We start from the raw sequence: 18,804 nt of genomic DNA, 5'->3' as shown, positions 1-18,804 counted from the left end.
GTTGCTCACACCGCGCCATTTGGCGTATTCAAAGCCGCCGAGGCTCTAACCGCCGCTGGATGAAAGTTCAGTGGCAGGTCATTTTTCCGGTAGGCAGCCTAATTTTTTGCGCGACCTCCAGGAAGCGGTTCTCTATCTCTGCCCTTTTCGCCATGCTGCTACCTTAGACCCCGAAGTTTCATCCGGCGGCGATTGGAACCTCGACGATTTTGGATGCTCCAATTGGCACAGGTGATAGCAACCGGCGGAAACGCGTAAACTTCACAAAACATATGGTCGCGTGGTTCGACAATTCGGCAGATGCCTCATACATCGCCCACCCTGCCTAGCCGTTTGAGAAATTGGTAACAGCCCAGAAGTCTTCAGAGGTGCTTCTAACCCAATAACGATGGTATGTCGGGATCATATGCTCAAAATCGCCTTCAGCCCCCCACCAACCATCAAGCACGACCGCTTCATAGGAACGACCATGCACCATATGCATAAATATTTTGCGGTCGTAATTAATGTAGAACTTCGGCCGCTTCGAAAACAGCCGTATCCGCAGCTGAACCAGTTCTTCTCGCATCGGCGTGTTGAATAAAAGCTCCGTCTCCAACTCAGCATACTGGCCTTCGTCTTCCGAGAAGAGCTCCCGGCGCAGCAAAGTCCGCTGAGTCAACCTTCGCGGTTTCACCATCCCTATATCGGGGAAAGAGATCCGCGGTGAGCTGCGGAATGCCGTTGCGAAATTCACTCTGCAATTTCTTGCTCCACTGTTGGGCTGTTAAACCAGCGGGCATAAATCTGCGATACCGTTGCTCAGTACACATGGCATCAATGTTTTTCTGTTGATCAGGGGTAAAGTAATCAACCTGATCTATCAGCCAAATAGCTTCACCTCGATGGACGACAAAACCTACACACTGCTCCCTTGAAACCAGAGCTTTGCGTAATTCGTGATCAATTTCTGTCAAATTCATTGAAGAACGTTTAGCTACGCTTTTTGCTTCGACTGGACATCCTCTCATTCCATTCTGCTTGCGTGATAACCCTTCCTGAATTTTCAACCTTCTTTCGAACGTCCCCGTCGGGATCGCTTCTGAAATAGACGTCAAAAACGCCGTCCTCATCCCGCCAAATTTCGATTTGGCGTCGCAAACACTGGTACAGAGCCTTGTTCGTCCGTGACGGAGTCGCGAGATTAACTACGAAATCAACGAGAATATTCTTTCTATTAAGCTTCGTCTTCCAAAGAAATATACTATCAAGGAGAGCATCTACGTTCCATCCAAAATAATCAGGTAGCACCCCCTGGCCCCAAAACATCTGAAATAAATCTTCGTCGCGCTCCACAATTCTATCGAGCCGGACCACTAAATCGTATCCAACCGTCGGGTCTGGCGCTTTATTGTAGTAGATCATTTCATAGATCCTCAAAGCTTCCATAGTGATTCGGACTGAACCAGATACTGCCGTCCGTTGAGTATAGAAGTCTGGCGGTGCTGCCAACAACAAGCCGCGTGCCTTAGCCCCGGCTTGAACATCCTTTCTCCAGCCTTCAACGTCGCCGTGGTATCCAACCGCATGGAACAAAGGGCCATTCGGCGGTGTGATCCTACATCCTCGTTCATTCATTCCACCGCGTGTTGCTGCCCTTGGGCAACAGAAGAAGTGAGACTTCGAAATTGCTTACGAAAATTACTTTTTCCATCATCGGAGAAATAGACGATTTCGACCCCATCGACGTGATCGACACCTGGAATGACGCGTGCGTCATCTCGTTCGATCTTGCCTCCATATTCTTTCCAGCCTGTCTAGTTCACTTCCCACGCCTCCTCCTTGATCGCGCATTCAAGTACACCAATCTCAAGCAGCCCGAGCGATCCAGCAGTGTAAAAATTCCTACTGATCAACTGGCCTTTTACGGTTGAGAGTAACAATGTCGTCTCATGTCACCATACCGGGGGCGCCCAAACCAAACGTCAAACATTCTTTAACATTGCTTTATATTCGCTTAGCGCTTCGAGGGTCGCATCGATTTCTGGCGCATACTCTGGGACTTCCCGCCGGTAGGCTTCCAGAAGTGCAATGCTGTCGTCAACCCGATAGCTTGTCCTGCACATGCCATAGAAAGTTTCAAATAAGTTCTTCAACGATCGTCTTTCCGAGTATTTCGCCCTGGAAAACTCTCCAATCAGTGTGTCGCCTGAAAATTCAAGGCTTTTACCATAGTAAAGCGCTGAAAGTACTGCTCCTATACGCTCCTCAGGGCTGTTATCCGTTCTTGAAAGCGTTTCAACGATGTCTTCCTCGCCTTTCCTTTCCGGTGCTTCATATCTCATCCAATAGGTCTCCCCTTCGGCGTGAACAGCCCTGCTCGGATAGGGGCATCCTTTTCAATTTGTCTGACCTTGCCCCGTTGAAATAATCCATTTTGAAGTAAGCTCTGGCCCATTGATAAGCCCGCTGGGCGGAGGCGATCAGGCCGGGATTGTCGAGATCGCCGTAGCCTTTGTAGCGAGTACTATATTATTCCAAGAAACAGATATCCAGTCGATCCACTTTCCACGAAACCATTTTTCCGCGGAGAAACCCAAAATCCTCAGAGAGAACGTCATCAAAAAAAGCTATTGCTCCACAGTTAATATTTCCCTCGTCCAACATGCCAGTCAATAAGTATGAGTAGTCTGTTCCCGTCCGAAAAATTGACGGCAATTCATCGTTAGATTCTTCAATAAAATACTCATTCAACACAACAGCAACCAGTTCTACTTCGTATACTTCTCCGACATGTACTGGATACGGCATATAACTCGCGAAGCAAGTTAGCCTCTCCTCACAAATTAGCACTGAAACCTCTTCTTCGATATCATCTCCTATTTTCTCGATTAGCGCAGAATATATCAATTTATTGACCTTATCGTTTTATCCATTGGATCTCCATTTAGCATTTTCCAAAAGCTATTCCCGCTGACCTTGCCCCCAAGTTTTATCGCATGTAATTCCGCTTCAGGATTTCGACAAAAGCATCGGACATACCGTTCGAATGGAAGCGCAAGTCTGTTGCGGCTGCTGATCAAAGCGGAGGGGTCAATGCCTCATCATCGAACTTCCGGATTTCAATTACTCCTAGTCCGGACTTAAGCTTGACTCCCCACGGCCCAATTCGAATTTTAACAATTCGTCCATCGTGATGCGTAATCCAAAAATCCACTTTAGAGACCTGCGGTCCCTCATGACGGATAGCTGAATAGTGCTTTGCTGCGAGATCCAGGTGACTTTCATCACCCTTAAATACACAGTCAGTTATTTTTGGACCAAATCCGTCCGCTGGAACCCACTTTGTCTGTGGGTAACGGATCCATTGCTTTCGCGTTGAATCTTTCAGATAATTAGTACCTAACTGGGTTCGCAAATCGGCAGTAAACACTAAAGATCCATCGTCCTGCTCGGCATAAGCCGTCACGCTCGACCGGGTAGCGTTCATGGTTGCCGCGTATGCAAAGTTGACGATTTCACAAGATGGGTCTTCGCCATTGTCACTGTTAGCTTCCGCCGGTTGAACTGCGCTAATAACGACCAAGGTCGCCCCCGCCAATCCCATCAAAAGTTCAGAGATGCACTTCATGAATCGCCCCTATCTTGAAGGCCTCATCATGTACTCAGATGACTCTGATGCAAAGCTAGATTGAAGTGCAACGAAGCGGTGTGCCACTCGCACGTTGTCGGGTAGACTTTCGATTTGATGGCAGGCAACTTTGCCAGAAGCCGTCGTTAGATTTCAGCCAAGCGGTTTGCGATGAGTTCCGCCTTCATCCAATGGGTCTCTGTGTGGACATGTCCTTCCCTGACATATTCCCCCACGCATTCAGGCATGGCATTCTCCGCGAACGCGCCCGCAGTCCTTGCCACAAAGCCCTCTTGCTTATTCAGATCCAGCGTTTTTGCCAAATCATCGAATAAACCTGGCCGGTAAGGACCACGATAAATTGTCGGAACGGGCGGGTGATTCTCACCGATGATACGCTCCTCGTCGGCAAGTTGAGGCGAAATCCCGGCGCCAAACGCTTTTAGTCAATCGCGGGGAGGATGATAGCGGCTGTCAGGACTTCGCGCATGAGTTCGGTATTTCGCCAAAACTCAGGCGGTTTCCGCACTTACAAACAATCGACGGCATTGTTTACGTCCCAATTACAACAACGTCTTTGATGTTCGTTATAATTTGAGTTAGGCCCCTGTCATCTCTCAATTCGGTAGACCTACCAAAACTTGGGGCAGGCGGCGAAAGAACCCCTTAGGCTGCGCAGCAACGGCCAATCGAGATCGCTTTCCAAGCGCGCTTCAAGGCGTATCATCCCTTGTGAAATGATTGGTTCAAGTACTTGAATTGTGGTTTCAAAGGATGTTGCAGTTCGCTCGATGACAAAACGGAAGTTTTCGCTCATGTCCACAAGCCTGAGGATTTTCGGTTCTTGCGATGAAAGGCCGGTTGTAAATTCATCCCACACGTCCGTATCGAACCAAACATCTGTCGCCAGGTAGGAAAAACACCCAGTCGAATGCTTTATGCTCAACCGGACGCTCCAACGCGTTGAGCGATGATCGTTTGGATCCAGCTCTAAAAACCCCAGCTCCAAGGAAAGGCTTTCCGATTCAAAAATCACATCAGTCATGGACATACAGGGCATGCTTGATCACAGGGAGGAGGTCCTCTGGTCTTTTGCTGAAAATCAGTTCCCAGCCGTTTGCATTGTAAATCTTATCAAATTCGATGCTGCCAGCAGAGGATATTTCTCTTACTCGCCGAATGCGGAGACGACACACTGCAAATACCATCGGAATACCGCGTGACTGCTCTATTTGGGGCTATTCAATTCCGAAAATATGTCGATGTTCCTCCCGCATTCGTTTGCCGAGAAGTTTGACGACGGGGCCACATAAAGACTCGTCTGGCAGAAGATGCTCGACAAATGAAACCGAGATCAATTCTGTCAACCATTCACTTTGGCCCAAGAAATTATCCTCCAAGTAGGCGAGGAAGCTTCTCACCCACTCATCGTCAGGAACTCGTTCAACAAGGCGGCAATAATCTGCCATTAATAAATGAGGTAAGATTTCACCGTCATTGTCTTTCAAATGTTCGGAAATACATCTTCAAGCTGCCTAAATTTGAAAGCCGCCCCCGCTGTAAATGCCACGCAGACAGCTGGTGTCATAGCATTCCTTTGAGCGACATCGCGCTGGCGCGGCCTACAATGAATCAACGCGATCTACGACGATCATCCCAAGGCACGAAAACGGGATCGGGATCCATATCACCGGCTTGGAAGGTCGGCACAAGCTCGCCGATCTTGTTCGGTATCTTCACTACATTCGCCCTGATAAGCTGTTTGATTTCATCACGATATTGCAGAGCCCTTTTCTCTTGCACCTCTTTTTCGGCGTCCGATTTCGGCTGTCGCGATTTGGTATGCTGAAGTCGTCTTTGAAAGTATGGCGCTCCAACTCTTTCGTTTTGAATATGCATGGACCCGCCATGCATGATAGGTTCACCTGGCTCTTCATCCATTTCATCAAGTATATCTAGAATATCTTGCGTAGCCATGACTATTATCCGGCACCCTCTCGAGTGAGCCAGGAAAAAATTTAGAATATGCCCCGATCGCCTGTATAATTCCTCCCGATCCTCTGACTGATCGCAGTGAGGAATACCGTCAAAAAACGTATGATCTTCCAAGATCCCGATTTCCGGGACAGCAGGATGGGTCCTTTGCTTACCAACAGCGATCATGTCCCCGGTATCGAGATTCAAAAGCATGTAATCAACCGACATTTCGACCTCTACTTTGGATAGGAATACACAAGTTTACCCTGTGCCGTGTAAATCGTTATAGTTGGCGCGTTCTGGTCGTACAGGGCATCCGACATGACATTTTTCATGGCCTGTTCGGCTGTCCCGCGGCTCAGATTAGCGGCGCGGCCGTCTATGACAATCGAAGCCCCCGAGGCCACCCGGGTTTTAGAGTCAATTTTTTCCAGGATAGAACGTTGCACCGTGACGGTGCTATTCTTTGATACGGTCGCCAACTCGAAACGCTGGTCGTTTATTATGAAGTCCAGGCCTCCGTTCTTGGATCCGCCAAGAATAACGACCTTGTTTCCCGAATTCGCAGAATCATATGCAAATTGTATCTCTTCTTGGGAAACACTCTTCAGGGATGCTGCAAAAACAGAACCGCCGTTTGTACCGACACTTTCGCCCTTGGCCAAGACGTCGAACTCAGACTGCGCCGCCTCGAACACTTCGGAAGCGCGGGTTTTCGTGCTCTGCTGAATAAACTTATTGATATCCGGTCCGCAGGCGTTGTGCACCCACACTGGCTGGGCATTGTCGTTGTCCGCTTGCTTTACGAAGTAGGTATGAAAGTCCGCAATCGTCAGATTGTAGGCATCGAGCTGCTTGTTTTCGGTACGAACTCCAACGACCTCGCTCCAGCCGCCGTCCGCATCGAACAGTTGCTGACCAATCTTAAGATCACGCGCCGTAACCCACGAACCGTTGACAAATCGCGCCATTACATCGCGACCCTCCGAGAATGCTGCGTTACTTGCCAATCTTTGCTTCGAGATCGCGAAGAAAGGATGCGTCAGCGTCGTGGTTATGGTTTGCCGATGACCTCCTTTTTCCATCCGAAGTGTCAGATATACCGTCTTAGAATGTCTGTTACCGAATTGCGCAAGCACGGGTTTAAATCCCTCATGCCCAAGCTCATCTCGTGACCAAACTTGGGTGCTCCCCGGCTGAATATTGCGGATTGCGGTAAAACCTTGATCGGTCTTCACAAGGGTTGAGCCGTCAAATGAACAAGCAGAGCATGAGCCTCCAACGCACTCACCGACTTCATCGGCTTCGTTGTCAGCATTGGTAGGAAGCCCGTCGACATTTACACCGGAGGCCTTGAACTTCGCGAAGAGCGTCAACACCTGCAGGAGGGCGAGAAGGTCGCCGTTGTTAGCTTTCGCGATAAGCGATGGGATGGCGGTAAAGCCAGAAGGATCGCGAATGAGAAGATAGATAAGCTTTGACCCGTCGCGTTTTTCTTGTTCGGAAAGCTTATCGAGCCCGTTAGGCGCCATGATTTTCCAGATTTGTTCCAGGCCACCATTGTCTTGCAGCTCTTTGAGAGCAGCTTGATACTGATCTTCGGGAAGAAGCCATGAGGCCGTGCCACTATAGCTGGAAAGCGCTGCCACCATATTGGCGAACACAGCATCGCAGCCGGCTGCTTGGAACCCGCCTGGCTGGCAAGCTACGTAAGCATCCTGCTGTTGCTTATCCTTTGCCTCCAGGCGCGTCTGCTCACCGCAGGCTTTAGTGTCCGTACGCTTTGAGGCATCACACGCTGCTTTGGCAGCATTCAGCGCATCATTGTCGGCGTGATCGAGATAGTTGTACTGATAGTTAGCAGCGCCATACCCAGCGCCTTCAGCGCCACCCACAGCTCCGCCTACACCAGCAGCAAGGGTTGCACCAATCAGCTTGGCGAGCGCGTCGCCTTCCGGCGTTCCTTCGTATTTTGTGCCCTTGAGCATGCCCTTGACGAGTTCGGCGATGGCCGGCGCCATTAAGGTCGTGGCAGCCCCACCGAGAGCAGCTTTGATCGCTCCCTCCCAACCGTTAACGCCACCAAGGATGCCGCCGCCTATGGCGTGCAGCAGTGCACGGCCAGCACCACCTTCCTTCCAGTAATCCATTCCGACTTGGTCTTGGTTCAGAGCAGCCTGTTTGTAGAGCTCACTGCCGATGTCCCCGACTAACCCCGCCATGGTCTTCTGCGCTTCCTGTAGATCGGCCTGTGTCTTATACTGGTCGCGCAGGATGTTCTGCAGATCCGGCAGGCCGGGCAGCGAGGTGTTGGTGTTGTCGGTGTCCCGGCGAATTGTGCCGATGTCCTGCGTCTGGTGCTCGGGGTCGGTGATGGTGATGCCGATGTTGCCGCCGATGGCCGAATAGGCCTTGCCGCTGGCGCTTTCCCCGTCGTTGACCTTGGCGAAGCTCAAGCCGCCGGCGCCGATCGAGCCGCCGTAGGTGTCGGCCTTCCAGGAAGAATGCGTATCGACATCGGCGACATCGAGCGTGCCGGTTTCGAAGTGGTTCAGCTCCGCTGAAGCCTGGCTGGTGATCAGGCCACCGACGAGCGTCGTCTGCTTTTCAACGGTGAGATTGAGACCGCCGGCGGCTGCATGGATGCCGGATTGTTCGGCGACGACGGCGGCGTCGCCCGTCGCCTTCTGCGTCGCGCCGGAGACGCCGGTGGAGCCAAGGCCAATCTGGCCCGAGAGGCTGAGCTGATCGGCATGGGCCTTCGTCGTATCCACCAGGCTTTCGACCATCAGATTTCTGACGTCGGCCGTCACGGAATTGCCGGTAACAGACGCCCCTCTCAACGCCAGATCGTTCGTGAGGATGGTGACGTCGCCGGTGCCGCTGACATGGGAGTTCGTATGGCTGGTGCCGACGGTGTCGGAACCGCCCTTGCCGTAGGAGCCGCTGGCGCCGACATCTGCGCTGCACCCTGTCTTCGTGGTGCAGCCGAAATTGACGCCGACGCCGGCGCTAAAGGATGAGTTCTTGCTTGACGTATCCGACGTGCCGGTTGCCGCATTCAGATTGATATTGCCATTCTGCGCCGACAGGAAGATATCGCCAGCCAGAGGATCGTCGGAGATGGTCGGCAGTCCGAACTTGTCGTAACCGGCGACGATCTGCGCCCCGTCGCTGGTGATCGAACCATTCTCGGCCTCCATAGTGATCGAGCGGCCGGCGCCGATAGCGGTCACGACGGGCGTCGAAGATGACGAAGACGAGCTGCTTTCCTGATGGCTGACGCCGGCATTGATGCCGATGTTGAACGATAGCCCCGTTGCGACGTTCGGATCTGCGCTGGTCAGACCGTCATAAACGCCCTGAAGGTTTTTGATGCCCTGATAGAAGCTGAGGCCGGCAATCGCACTGTTGGTCAGTCCATTAACGCCGCCCGGATCGGACAAGCGCTCTGCCCCGTTCATAATGCTCTGGGCTGCACTTCCCAACTGGCTGGAGACGCTAAGCGTCACGCCGGCGAATGTCTTCTCATGCACCTCCTGGTAATTGGTGACGTCGTTGGCCGAGAGAAGATTAATGTCCTTGCCGGCAAACAGGTTGACATCGCGTTCGGCCGAGGCCCCCGCGGCTTGCAGATTGACGTTGTTGCCGGCGGAGATGTTGAGGTCGCGGCCGGCAGACAGCATCGAGGCCGCATTGGTGTCGGATTGTTGTGCCGAGCTGTCCTTGCTCGTCTGCGCGCCGATGCCTACCGAGAAGCCGCCCCCGCTCGAACCGAAGGAAATGCCGAAGCCAGACTTCTTCTCCTGTTCGGACTGCGAGAAGCTTTCCGCACCCGGCGTCACGTTGACGTCACGCTTAGCCGACAGGTTGATGTCGTTCTCGGCATCGACGGACGAACCCATGATGTTCAGGTCGGTTGTTCGAGCTTTGAGATTGACGTCCTCGCCGGCCGAAAGTGCCGAACCGACATTCAGTGTCGACGCCTGGGCGCCCTTGTTCTGCTGGCTGCCATAGATCGAAATGAAGCCGCCACCGCCGCCGACGCCGAAGCCGGATTTCTTGCGCTGCTCCTCTAGCTCGTGGGTTTCCTGCGCCCCGATGATCGAGACGCTGTCGCCCGTGACGGAAATCGATCCGTCGGCATTGGCCTTCGAGCCCGATATCACCGCCGCGCCTTCGGCGGTCAGATTGATATTGCCCGATGCGCCGAGCTCGGAGGCGACGGTCGTCTCATCGTAGCTCTTGTGGCTGGACGAACCCTTGGACAGGAAGCCGCTACGCGAGCTCTTGTCGTCCTTGGCGCTGGTATCCATTCCGGAGGCGATGATCAGGTCACCGCCGGCGCTGATGTTGAGGTCCGCCGGGTCGGCGCCGGCCTCGTTGCCGGCTTCGATCTTCGAGGCCGAGATGACCGTGTCCTTGCCCGAAGAGATATCGACGCCGCCACCGCCTGTGATGGCGGAACCGACGGCCGTCGTCGTTTCCAGATGCGTAGTCGTCTTCTCGCTGCTGCCGAGGAAACCGCCCTTGGTGCTGAGCTTGGTGTCGAGGGTGGCGGTGTCGGTGGCTTCGGCGATGGTTACGTCGCCATCGGCCTTGAGAGAAAGCTTGCCGTCGGCGGCGAGCTTGCTGCCGACGATGTTGAGGTCGTGATCGCCGCTGCCGTTGCCTGCCGTCACCGAGAGATCGCCGCCGGCGGATATCTCCGAGCCGACATTGGTGATCGACGAGGCGGATTTCTTGCCGAAGGAGCTGGCGGATGTTTCCTGAGCGGCAGTGATATTGATATCGTCGCCGGCATTCAGCGCGACATTGTCACCACCCTTGATGGAGGAGCCGGAGAGCAGGATGTCGTCGCCGGCCTTGATCGTCGCATTCGTGCCGGCGGATAGCTGCGATTGCTGCTGGTCGGTGGAGAGGGTCTTGGTGTAGCCGGATTGGTTGTTGCGGGCGACATCGGTCGACACCACGGCCACCGAGCCCTTGTCGGCGGTCACGTCAAGCGTCGTTCCCGCCTTGGCGGAACTGCCGATGACGTTGGCATTGTCGGTTGCCTTGATCGACAGAGCCTTACCACTGGCGACCTGGGTGCCGGTGGCATTCTGCTGGCCTGCGTTGTCAACCTTGGCCGCAGCCAGCGTCACGTTGTTGCCGGTGAGCGAGGCGTCGCGCGTTGCATTGACCTTGACGCCCTTCAGCGCCAGATCGCCGCTGCCGCCGGCAAGCAGCAGATTGCCGCCTGCCGTCACGCCTGCATTGGCATTGACGAGGTTCTGGCCGCCGATCGTCATCGTCTGGGCCGCCAGCGTGATGCCGTTGGTGGCATTGAGCGTCGTGTCGCCGCGCGACAGGAACGTGCCGCTGCCCTGGATGGAGCTGCCGGAGACGGTAAGGCCGCCAGCGGATGCGATCAGACTGGAATTGTCCAGATTGCCGACATTCATATCGACCGAGCCGCCCGCCATGACGGCGCCGGCGCCGCTAAGCTTCTGCCGGTCGGCGGCGGCGACGTAGACGACAGGAGCAAGCACCTGGACGCCGTCGACAGTCTGCCACTGGTAGAGGACGATCGACTTGGTGAGGGCCGCCGCCTGCTCCGGAGTAAGCCCTTGGCCGACAACTAGGCCGTTATCCCTGGCATAGTCGGCACCGTTGTCGAGCAACGTCTTCATCTGCTCGATGGCGTCATTGCCGGCGATGAAGGTGCTTCTGCCGAGGCCTTCGCCGACAAGCTGCCGCAACTGCGTGTCGATCAGCTGGTTCTCGAAATAGGCATCGCCGAGGAACGGAACTGTCGTCTCCGGCACGTAGCCGATTTTGTTCATGAAATAGCCGGAGCCATAGAACTTGCCGACATCGAGATAGGCTGCGCGGGTTTCGAACAGGAAGATCTGTCCGGGTATGGTGCCGCCGACGCCGCCCGATTTCGGCTTGGCGGCGGCCGCAAGGGCCGCGCCGTCGACGCGGATGCGGTCGGCAATATTGCCGAGCCCGGCACGCAGGCTGCCGCCATTGGCGGTGACGCCGCCGAGCGCCGAGTTGACATTGAACAACGCGCCGCCGGCGGTCAGGCCGTCGAGCGCTGAAAGCGGATCGCCGGGATTGCTTGATGCCGCCAGGCTGGCGCCGCCTGCCATCGAGCCGGCCGCCGAGGTGTTGTTGACGCTGCCGAAATTGACGGAGAGGGCGCCGCCGGCCTTGATGTTGGCCGATACGCCGCCGATCGCCTGGACGGAGCTGACGATCGTCGTGCCGTTGGCGATGTTCTTCGAGGGATTGGCGTTGCCATTGGCATCATAGGCCGTGCAGGCGCCCTGCGCGTTGCAGGTTGTCGTCGTCGTGCGAAAGAGGGTGACGCCGGTATTGGTCAGCGTTGAGCCCTCCAGCGTCGCGTCGCCGCCGGCCTCGATCGAGCTGTAGGAGTTGGTGAGATTCGTGGCGTCGATCGAAAGGTTGCGGCTCGCCCGGATCGTCGCTTCCGGGCTGAGCGTGCCGACCATGCGGTCCTCGTAGACCGACTGACTGAGATGGGACGACCAATCCCAGGAGTAGGTGGTGCTTTCGTCCGAGCCGCTGAAATTCACCTCGTCGACGATGAAGTATCGCGACGGATTGTTGGGATCGGCAACCGGATTGCCGTTCGCGTCCCTCGGCACCCGGTCCCTGATCCAGTCGATGATCGGCCCGACCTTCTCCGGTCCGTCGGCCGAGATCCAGGTCCAGGCGCGGTAAGTCGTGCCGTCGGCAAGCGTCGCCTTCGACCAGAGCAGCGGCTGATAATCCTGCCACAAGCCCGGATCGACGCCCGCATAGAGCTGGTACATGTTCTGATCTGCGGTCTCGAGGTAACCGAACGGCAGGCCGGCGGCAACGGGATTCAGCGTGAAACCGCTGACGACGCCTGAAGACACCAGCGTCCCGGTCGTCCATTGCGGCGTGGCAACCCGCCTGTTGGTCAGGTTGCTGGTCAGGATCGACATGTCGTTTCCGGCCTGGATCAGGCCGGAAATATTGGTGAACTCAGTGTTTCTCAGCCCGGCCGCCACCCCGGCGATCTGAAGGTCATGGTTGGCGAGGATGGCGCCCTGATTGTTGGTGAGCACGCCGCCGACGAAGAGGCTGGCGTCTTTGCCGGCATAGGCGAGGCCCGTGGCGTTGTTGGTGAGGTTGCCGGAAACATTGAAGGTGAGATCGTTGCCGGCGGCCAATTGCCCGGCATTGATCAGCGACGGCAGCGTCAGCGTCAGGTCGTTGGCGGCGAGCAGCGCGGTGCCGGCCGTCGTCGTAAGACCGGTCGCATCGATGGCGATATCGCCCGAACCGCCGGCGGTGGTAATGGCATTGACCCGGGCGCCGCTGAGATCGGCCGTGCCGGAGAGATTGAGAGCCAGGCCGCCGAGAGTGAGGCTGCTGTTGGCGAGGTTAGCGCTTGCGGCATTGAGCGTCAGCGTACCGCCGGCAGCAATGTTGCTCGCCCGGCCATTGGAGAGATCGATATTCGTCGTGGTGAGCGTCAGGTTGCCGGCTGTGCGGGTGGGATTGCCGTAGCTGATCTGGCCGCCAGACGCAGTGAGCGCAGCGCTGCTGAGGCTCTGGAGCTTGTTATAGGCAATATTCTGGCCGGCGCTGGCCGAAAGAGCGCCGCTGCTCAGTAGGGCGTCGCCGGCCGTGATCGAACCGCTTGTGGCCGCAAGGCTCATGCTGCCGGTCTGCTGGAGCTTCAGCGTGTCGGCGGATGCAGCGGTGGCGGCGAAGTCGAGGCCGGAAACGAGAGTATCGACGGTGATATCCCGCGCCGAGAGGCTGGCGTTGCCGGCGGCAAGCGACTGGCCGGTAAGGTCGATCGTGCCGCCGGCGGCGATCGTCATGTCCTGATGCGCAACGACGTTGGCGCTGACATCACCCGCTGCGCTGGCGTCGACGTTTCCGGCGGCAAGCAAGTTGCCGGCGCTGATATCGGTGGCCGTCGCCTTGAGCGTGAGATCGCCGGTCTGCCCGAGGGCAATGTCGCCATTGGTCGACTGCGCGGTGGCGGCAAAATCGACGCCGGAGACGATGGCGCCGGCCTGAATTGCCGGACCCGTGACCGAGACGTCGCCGGCTCCAAGGAGCTGGCCGGTGACCGATGTATCGGCGTTGATGGTAACGGCTCCGTGGCCGCTGACATTATCGGCCTGGAAACGACCGGCATCGATGAGGAGAGCGCCTGCGGCAAGCAGCGTGTCGATATCGACGCTCCCGCTGCTGCCGGCATCAAGCATCAGGTCGCCGGCCGTACCGACGGCGATGGCACCGCCCGGCGAGGCGGCGGTGGCGGCAAAGTCCATGCCGGCAACGATCGTGCCCGCTGCAATCGAACCGCCGCTGATCGATACATCGCCGGCGCCGAGGAGCTGGCCGGTGATATCAGTGTTGCCGGAAAGCGCGATCGCGCCATGGCTGGTGATGGCGGCGGCACTGAGGTTGGCGGCGGAAGCCGAGATGTTGCCTGCCGCAAGCAGGGTGCCGGTATCGATGTCACCACTGGCGGCAAGGGAGAGATCGCCGCTCTGCGTCAGCACGATATTGCCGCCCTCCGCTTCCGTTCCCGCAAAGTCGATGCCGGCGATGATCGCATCGGCTGCGATGGCCGAGCCGGTGAGGTCGATGTTGCCGCCACTGAGGATCTGACCGCTGATGTCAGTGGCCGCGTTGATCGCGATGGCGCCATGCGCAATGACGCTCTGGGCTGTCAGCGCCGCTGATGTGACCGACGTATCACCGGCCGACAGAAGCGCGTCGACATCGACGGAGCCGCTGCTGGCGGCAAGCTGGATGTCGCCGGCCCCTGATAGAACTGTGCTGCCGTTTGCCGCCGCATTCGTCGCAGCGATGTCGAGACCCGAGACGACCGTAGCGGCCGAGATCGAACGGCCTGAAGCCGTGACGTTGCCCTGCGCCAGCACATCGCCGGAGATGCCGATATCGGCGCCTGCGGAAAGCGCGATATTGTTGCTGCTGACGAGCGAGGCAGCCGAGATCGCGCCTGATGTGGCGGTGATGGAGAGCGCCCCGGTGCCCTTTACCGCACCGGCGACCTGAATGTCACCCGACGTGCTGGACAGGGTAAGCGCATTGCCGGCGATAACGCTGCCGGCGGCAATGCCGGCATCCGACGACATCAGGACGTTGGCGGCGCTGTTCACCTCGGCGCCGACACTCAACAACCCGCTGCCGCTCGAAAGCAGGATGTCGCCGTCGGCGGCAACCGTATCGAGGGTAATTCCCTGATCCGCCTGAACGGCAACCTTGGCTTTTGACGCCACCTTGGCGGCCGTCACCTTCGCCTTCGAGGAGATCGAAACGCCCTGCTGGCCGGAGACGTTGCCGAGCGAGATCTTGCCGTCGGCCGACAGCGACAATTCGTTGGTGTTGGCCGCAAGATTGCCGCTCATGCGCACGCCGGCGCCCTTTTCGGTGACGACGATCTTGATGCGATCGGCCTGCATGGCGCCAAGTGCTGTGCCGTCGATCGCATATTCCGGTGTGCCGGAGATCGGAGCGAGGGCCTGGGAATTGCCCGTCGCGTAGTCGAAGTTGGATGCACCCGCCGTCACGCGCAGGTCCTTGCCATAGACCGGGCCGTTGACGTGGACCGCGCGCGAGACGATGTCGAAGAGATCGACCGCGCCGGGCCCGGCAGCGAAGTTGCCGCCGTTCGGTCCAATGGTGACATCCCCGCCATTGACGATAAAGCCGTTGAGCTTGCCATCGGCCCCAATCTGCGGCGCGCCTGTGGTCAGCGTCGCATGCGGCGTGTTGATGAAGCCGCAGCCGTCGCAGGTGATGCCGTTCGGATTGGCGATGACGACATCGGCGCGGCCGCCGAACACCTCGGTCGGGCCGTTCAAAGCCGAGCGATTGCCGCTGGTCACCTCGTTGAGGATGACCGATGCCGGAGCAGAATTATTCAGATTAGGATTGCCCGGCGTGACGCCGCCGAGATTGGAATTGCCGATCTCGCCCTTGTAGTTGTTGAGGATGAGGCCCGGCGTGCCGACGTTGAAATTGTCGTATTTGTTATGCGACAAGCCGGTTGCATTCGGGGTGACGATGTCGATCAGCGGCACGCCGTTCGGGGCGGCGCCGACGCCCGGCTGGTTGGCGGCGGGCGCCGTGGTGCTCGCAGAGACCGACTGCGCATTGGCAAGCATCGGCTGAAAGACCAAGAGCGTGCTGAGCACGATGGCAAGCGAGCGATTGCCAAATCTGCCGAGCCGGCAGCCAAGCCCCCTTGCTTCAGAACCAAGGCCGGTTTTCTCACGCATCGTTTTGTCTTCCCAAACGCACAACTGGTTTTGTGTCTCGATATCAATCGTGGCTCGGCGCCGCCGTCACTGCGGCGGCGCTGGGCCTCATCGCAGGATTTATTTCTGGCTGAGCCAGGTCTTCACATTGCGGGTGAAAGAATTGGAGAGCCTTTGGGCGAGCGCGTCCTCTCCCTGGGACTGCACAGCGTTAATGGCCATCGCAATGACGATGCCGATTTCGCCACCTCCCTTTACGCCTTTATCGTCGCCGCGAATGCTTTGGGCTTCGGCGATCAACTGGCCTGTCTTGACATCTTCGAGCCGCACCGTTCCCTGGATGTAGCTATCGGTCCCGGCAATGACGCGTCCTGGCTTGCTCGACACGTTGACCGTATGCAGGGTCACAACCAGACGACCTTTGACGGGTCCGCCGGGCAAGCCGGTCAGCTCGCGCGCCATGGTGCTCTGCAATGTGCGAACGACTGCCGGCAGCTGCGGGTCCGGCTTCGTGCGATCGAAGAACCCGCCCATCGTGACATCCGGAGCCGTCTCGACCCGGATCTGCGAGACCGAGGTCTGCTTGAGCGCGGCGACAAGCCGAGGGTCGGTGGTGACGCAGGACGCAAGTGTCGCCGCCAGAAGGAGAAGGGTTAGAAAACGCACGATACGCATAGAGAAACTCCGGGATTCAGGCATAGGGTTCGAGTGTCAGCGAAATTCAGTTCCTGTTGTCCGACGACGATGCAGGCTTGGCCTTGGCGTCGAGATGCTTGTAGAGCTCGGTCAACTGGGACTTGGGCGCGGGGCACCCTTTCGATTTGGCAATGCTGGTCAGGACATTGTTCCTGTTGCGCAACGCATCGATCTCGACCTTTTCGGGGGATTTCGGATCCATGAAAAACAGCGCAGGCAGAAACAGCAGGACGCCGGTCGCGCCGAGGACGATATTCTTGCCCTGCGCGTCCGTCCGCTCCTTCACTGTCGACGTGATCTGCCGTTCGTTCGCCTCGAATTCACGTGCGATGCCGGCACAATCGAACGCGCTGTCGGTCGGGTTGGTCGAAGCGACCGGCCGGGCATCCCGGCCGGCGCAGCCGGCAAGCGAGATGGAAAGGGCAAGAATCAGCGCTGTCGATGTTGAAAAGGTCTGAGTGAGATCATTCTTCGAAATATTGCCGGTGGTCATTTTTGCTTCCGTTACCAATGAGTGGATGCGCTGAAATAAAAGAGCCCGCCGTCGACCTGGTCGAGGCTGCTTGCAACGATGTCGGAATAGCCGAGGTCGGCGCTGATATTGCCGCCGACAGCGCGGATACCGGCCGTCCAGCTGGCGAGATCGCCCCCCGTCATGTCGAAGCGTTTTTGCGAATAGACATGGCCGTAGTCCAGGCCGAGGTAAGGGCGCAGCTCGCCGAGGACCTTCGCGACTGCATCGCCGCTTTCGTTGGATTTCGTTCTCCAGACGATCTCGTTGTGGCTGAACATGCCGCTATTGCCGAACAGCACGCTTTCGCGCGTGCCGCGGACATTGCTGTAGCTGCCAAGCGAGATCTGCTCCGCGCCAAGGAGATTGTCGGGGGAATATTGACCGCTGAGCAGCGAGGTCAGCTCGAGCTGCCTACCGGCCAGCGTGAACGGCTGCGTCACGCTGATCGTAGCGTTGAACTTTGAAAATCGCGGATCGGCGTTGCCGGCGCCGGGATCGCCCGGTTCCACGGCATCGAAGAGACCGAGCCCCTTGTCGTAGCTGGCATCGAACACCCAGATGCCGCCGAACATGCGGCGGGAATGGGAAATACCGATCTCGCCGACCGTATAGCGGCGGCTGCCGACCTCGATCAGATTGCCGAGCAGGAAGTTGTTCGTCTGTTTATAGGTCAGGCTGCTGCGGACAGTCGTAATCGAATCCTTGTCGCGCAAGACGACGCGATCAATGCCGAGACCTGCCTGCCCTGAGTTGCCCGAGGTTTCGAGCGATGAGAAATTTCCTTCGACCGCACTTTCATATTGGTACCAGGAGCCGTTCAGCGAGACAGTGGAGTAACCGTAGGGGACGCTGACGCTGCCAGAATAGCTGTTGCCATATCCCTTTCCGTCATTGCGCCACGGATAGTCCGGACCGCTATGCTCGTATGAAAAGTTCCACTGATCGTTGATATCAAGCAGGTCGTCCAAGCCCAGCGATGCCGAGCTCCGGGAAAAACCGGTGCTTTCCTGCCCCATATTGTTGTTGCCGAGGGAGACATGCCAGGGTCGGCCCGGGCGGTTTTCGATATTCAGGATCGACGTTCCGTCGTTGGGACCGGGCAGCATGGCGGATTTGGCGTCGTTGGCCTGCAGCCGGTTCATCTGGTCGAGCCCCTGCTCGATATCGCGGATATTGACGACCCGGCCGATCAGGCCCGGAAAGGCTGTCGCCAGCGAACCGCTGCCGACGACTTTCTGGCCATTGAGATAGATGTCCGAGAGCGTGCCTTCGACGACGAGCAGGCGGAGGATCCTGGTCTTGGCGATATCCTGCTGCGGCACATAGGCCCGCGAGGTCACATAGCCATGATCGATATAAAGGTGCGTGACATCGCGCAGCACCGCATTTATCTCCGCAAGGCCGACGCATTGGTTGCCGTAAGGTGCGGTCACCTTGCCGATCTCCTGTGCCGATAGCAGGTTTGCCCCATCGATCTCGACACGCGTGATGTCGAAACAGGCGCCATTTCCGGGGCCTGCGGGCAAAGATCCGTTTTCCCCATCCGCGCTGCCGCCCGGTGTGGCACGGCGAAGCGCATCCAGCCGCTGCGACTGCGTCTGCTCTTCCTGGCGGCGGTTAAAATCGTCGGCCGGCGACTGTGCGTGGGCGGAAGCGGCACCGATCATGAGGACGGCGCCGACAACCAGGGAGGATCGAATGTCTGTCGTCATCTTGAA

Annotated in this window: 11 protein-coding genes and 1 pseudogene; 1 reads left to right on the top strand and 11 read right to left on the bottom strand. The window is 57.4% G+C overall.

Annotated elements, in window-relative coordinates; genetic code table 11:
* Positions 1-325: 325 nt before the first annotated feature.
* Positions 326-736: a hypothetical protein gene (locus BS629_RS05560; protein ID WP_130768815.1), complete on the bottom strand. Its 411-nt coding sequence runs from the start codon at positions 734-736 to the stop codon at positions 326-328.
* Positions 737-972: 236 nt separating this feature from the next.
* Complete coding sequence (locus tag BS629_RS05555) at positions 973-1,404, bottom strand: barstar family protein (protein ID WP_245268296.1); 432 nt, start codon at positions 1,402-1,404, stop codon at positions 973-975.
* 263 nt (positions 1,405-1,667) lie between these two features.
* Here BS629_RS05555 and BS629_RS05550 point away from each other — a divergent pair, with 263 nt between their 5' ends.
* On the top strand, positions 1,668-1,913 hold the full coding sequence (locus BS629_RS05550) for a hypothetical protein (protein ID WP_018246577.1): 246 nt from the start codon (positions 1,668-1,670) through the stop codon (positions 1,911-1,913).
* Between the two features lie 51 nt (positions 1,914-1,964).
* On the opposite strand, the gene BS629_RS05545 is transcribed toward BS629_RS05550, so the two are convergent.
* From BS629_RS05545 to BS629_RS05500, 9 genes and pseudogenes are all read right to left on the bottom strand, one after another.
* The gene (locus tag BS629_RS05545; protein WP_018246576.1) at positions 1,965-2,324 is read right to left on the bottom strand and encodes a hypothetical protein; all 360 of its coding nucleotides are present in this window, start codon (positions 2,322-2,324) and stop codon (positions 1,965-1,967) included.
* A gap of 734 nt (positions 2,325-3,058) precedes the next feature.
* A complete protein-coding gene (locus BS629_RS05535; RefSeq protein ID WP_018246574.1) occupies positions 3,059-3,610 on the bottom strand; it encodes a hypothetical protein in 552 nt (183 codons plus the stop codon).
* A gap of 380 nt (positions 3,611-3,990) precedes the next feature.
* Positions 3,991-4,104 (bottom strand): annotated as a pseudogene (locus BS629_RS40460) (RNA ligase family protein); the annotation flags it as partial.
* Between the two features lie 137 nt (positions 4,105-4,241).
* Positions 4,242-4,661, bottom strand: coding sequence for a hypothetical protein (locus BS629_RS05525; RefSeq protein WP_108565348.1), 420 nt, complete (start codon positions 4,659-4,661; stop codon positions 4,242-4,244).
* Positions 4,662-5,242: 581 nt separating this feature from the next.
* Positions 5,243-5,815 carry a hypothetical protein gene (locus BS629_RS05520; RefSeq protein WP_018246570.1) on the bottom strand — a complete coding sequence of 191 codons (573 nt, stop codon included), beginning with the start codon at positions 5,813-5,815 and terminating at the stop codon, positions 5,243-5,245.
* A gap of 8 nt (positions 5,816-5,823) precedes the next feature.
* Entirely contained in the window at positions 5,824-15,897 is a 10,074-nt protein-coding gene (locus BS629_RS05515) for a hemagglutinin repeat-containing protein (RefSeq protein ID WP_077988052.1), read from the bottom strand.
* Between the two features lie 99 nt (positions 15,898-15,996).
* A complete protein-coding gene (locus tag BS629_RS05510; protein WP_018246568.1) occupies positions 15,997-16,551 on the bottom strand; it encodes a hypothetical protein in 555 nt (184 codons plus the stop codon).
* Between the two features lie 46 nt (positions 16,552-16,597).
* Positions 16,598-17,065, bottom strand: a complete 468-nt coding sequence (locus BS629_RS05505; protein WP_018246567.1) for a hypothetical protein — start codon at positions 17,063-17,065, stop codon at positions 16,598-16,600.
* Positions 17,066-17,076: 11 nt separating this feature from the next.
* Positions 17,077-18,798 (bottom strand): ShlB/FhaC/HecB family hemolysin secretion/activation protein, encoded by a 1,722-nt coding sequence (locus BS629_RS05500; RefSeq protein ID WP_018246566.1) that lies wholly within the window; start codon positions 18,796-18,798, stop codon positions 17,077-17,079.
* Positions 18,799-18,804: the final 6 nt, after the last annotated feature.

This window comes from Rhizobium leguminosarum bv. viciae USDA 2370, assembly GCF_002008365.1.
GTDB lineage: Bacteria > Pseudomonadota > Alphaproteobacteria > Rhizobiales > Rhizobiaceae > Rhizobium > Rhizobium leguminosarum.
Note: the sequence above shows the minus strand (reverse complement) of the source record. Positions and strands in the feature narration are given on the sequence as shown.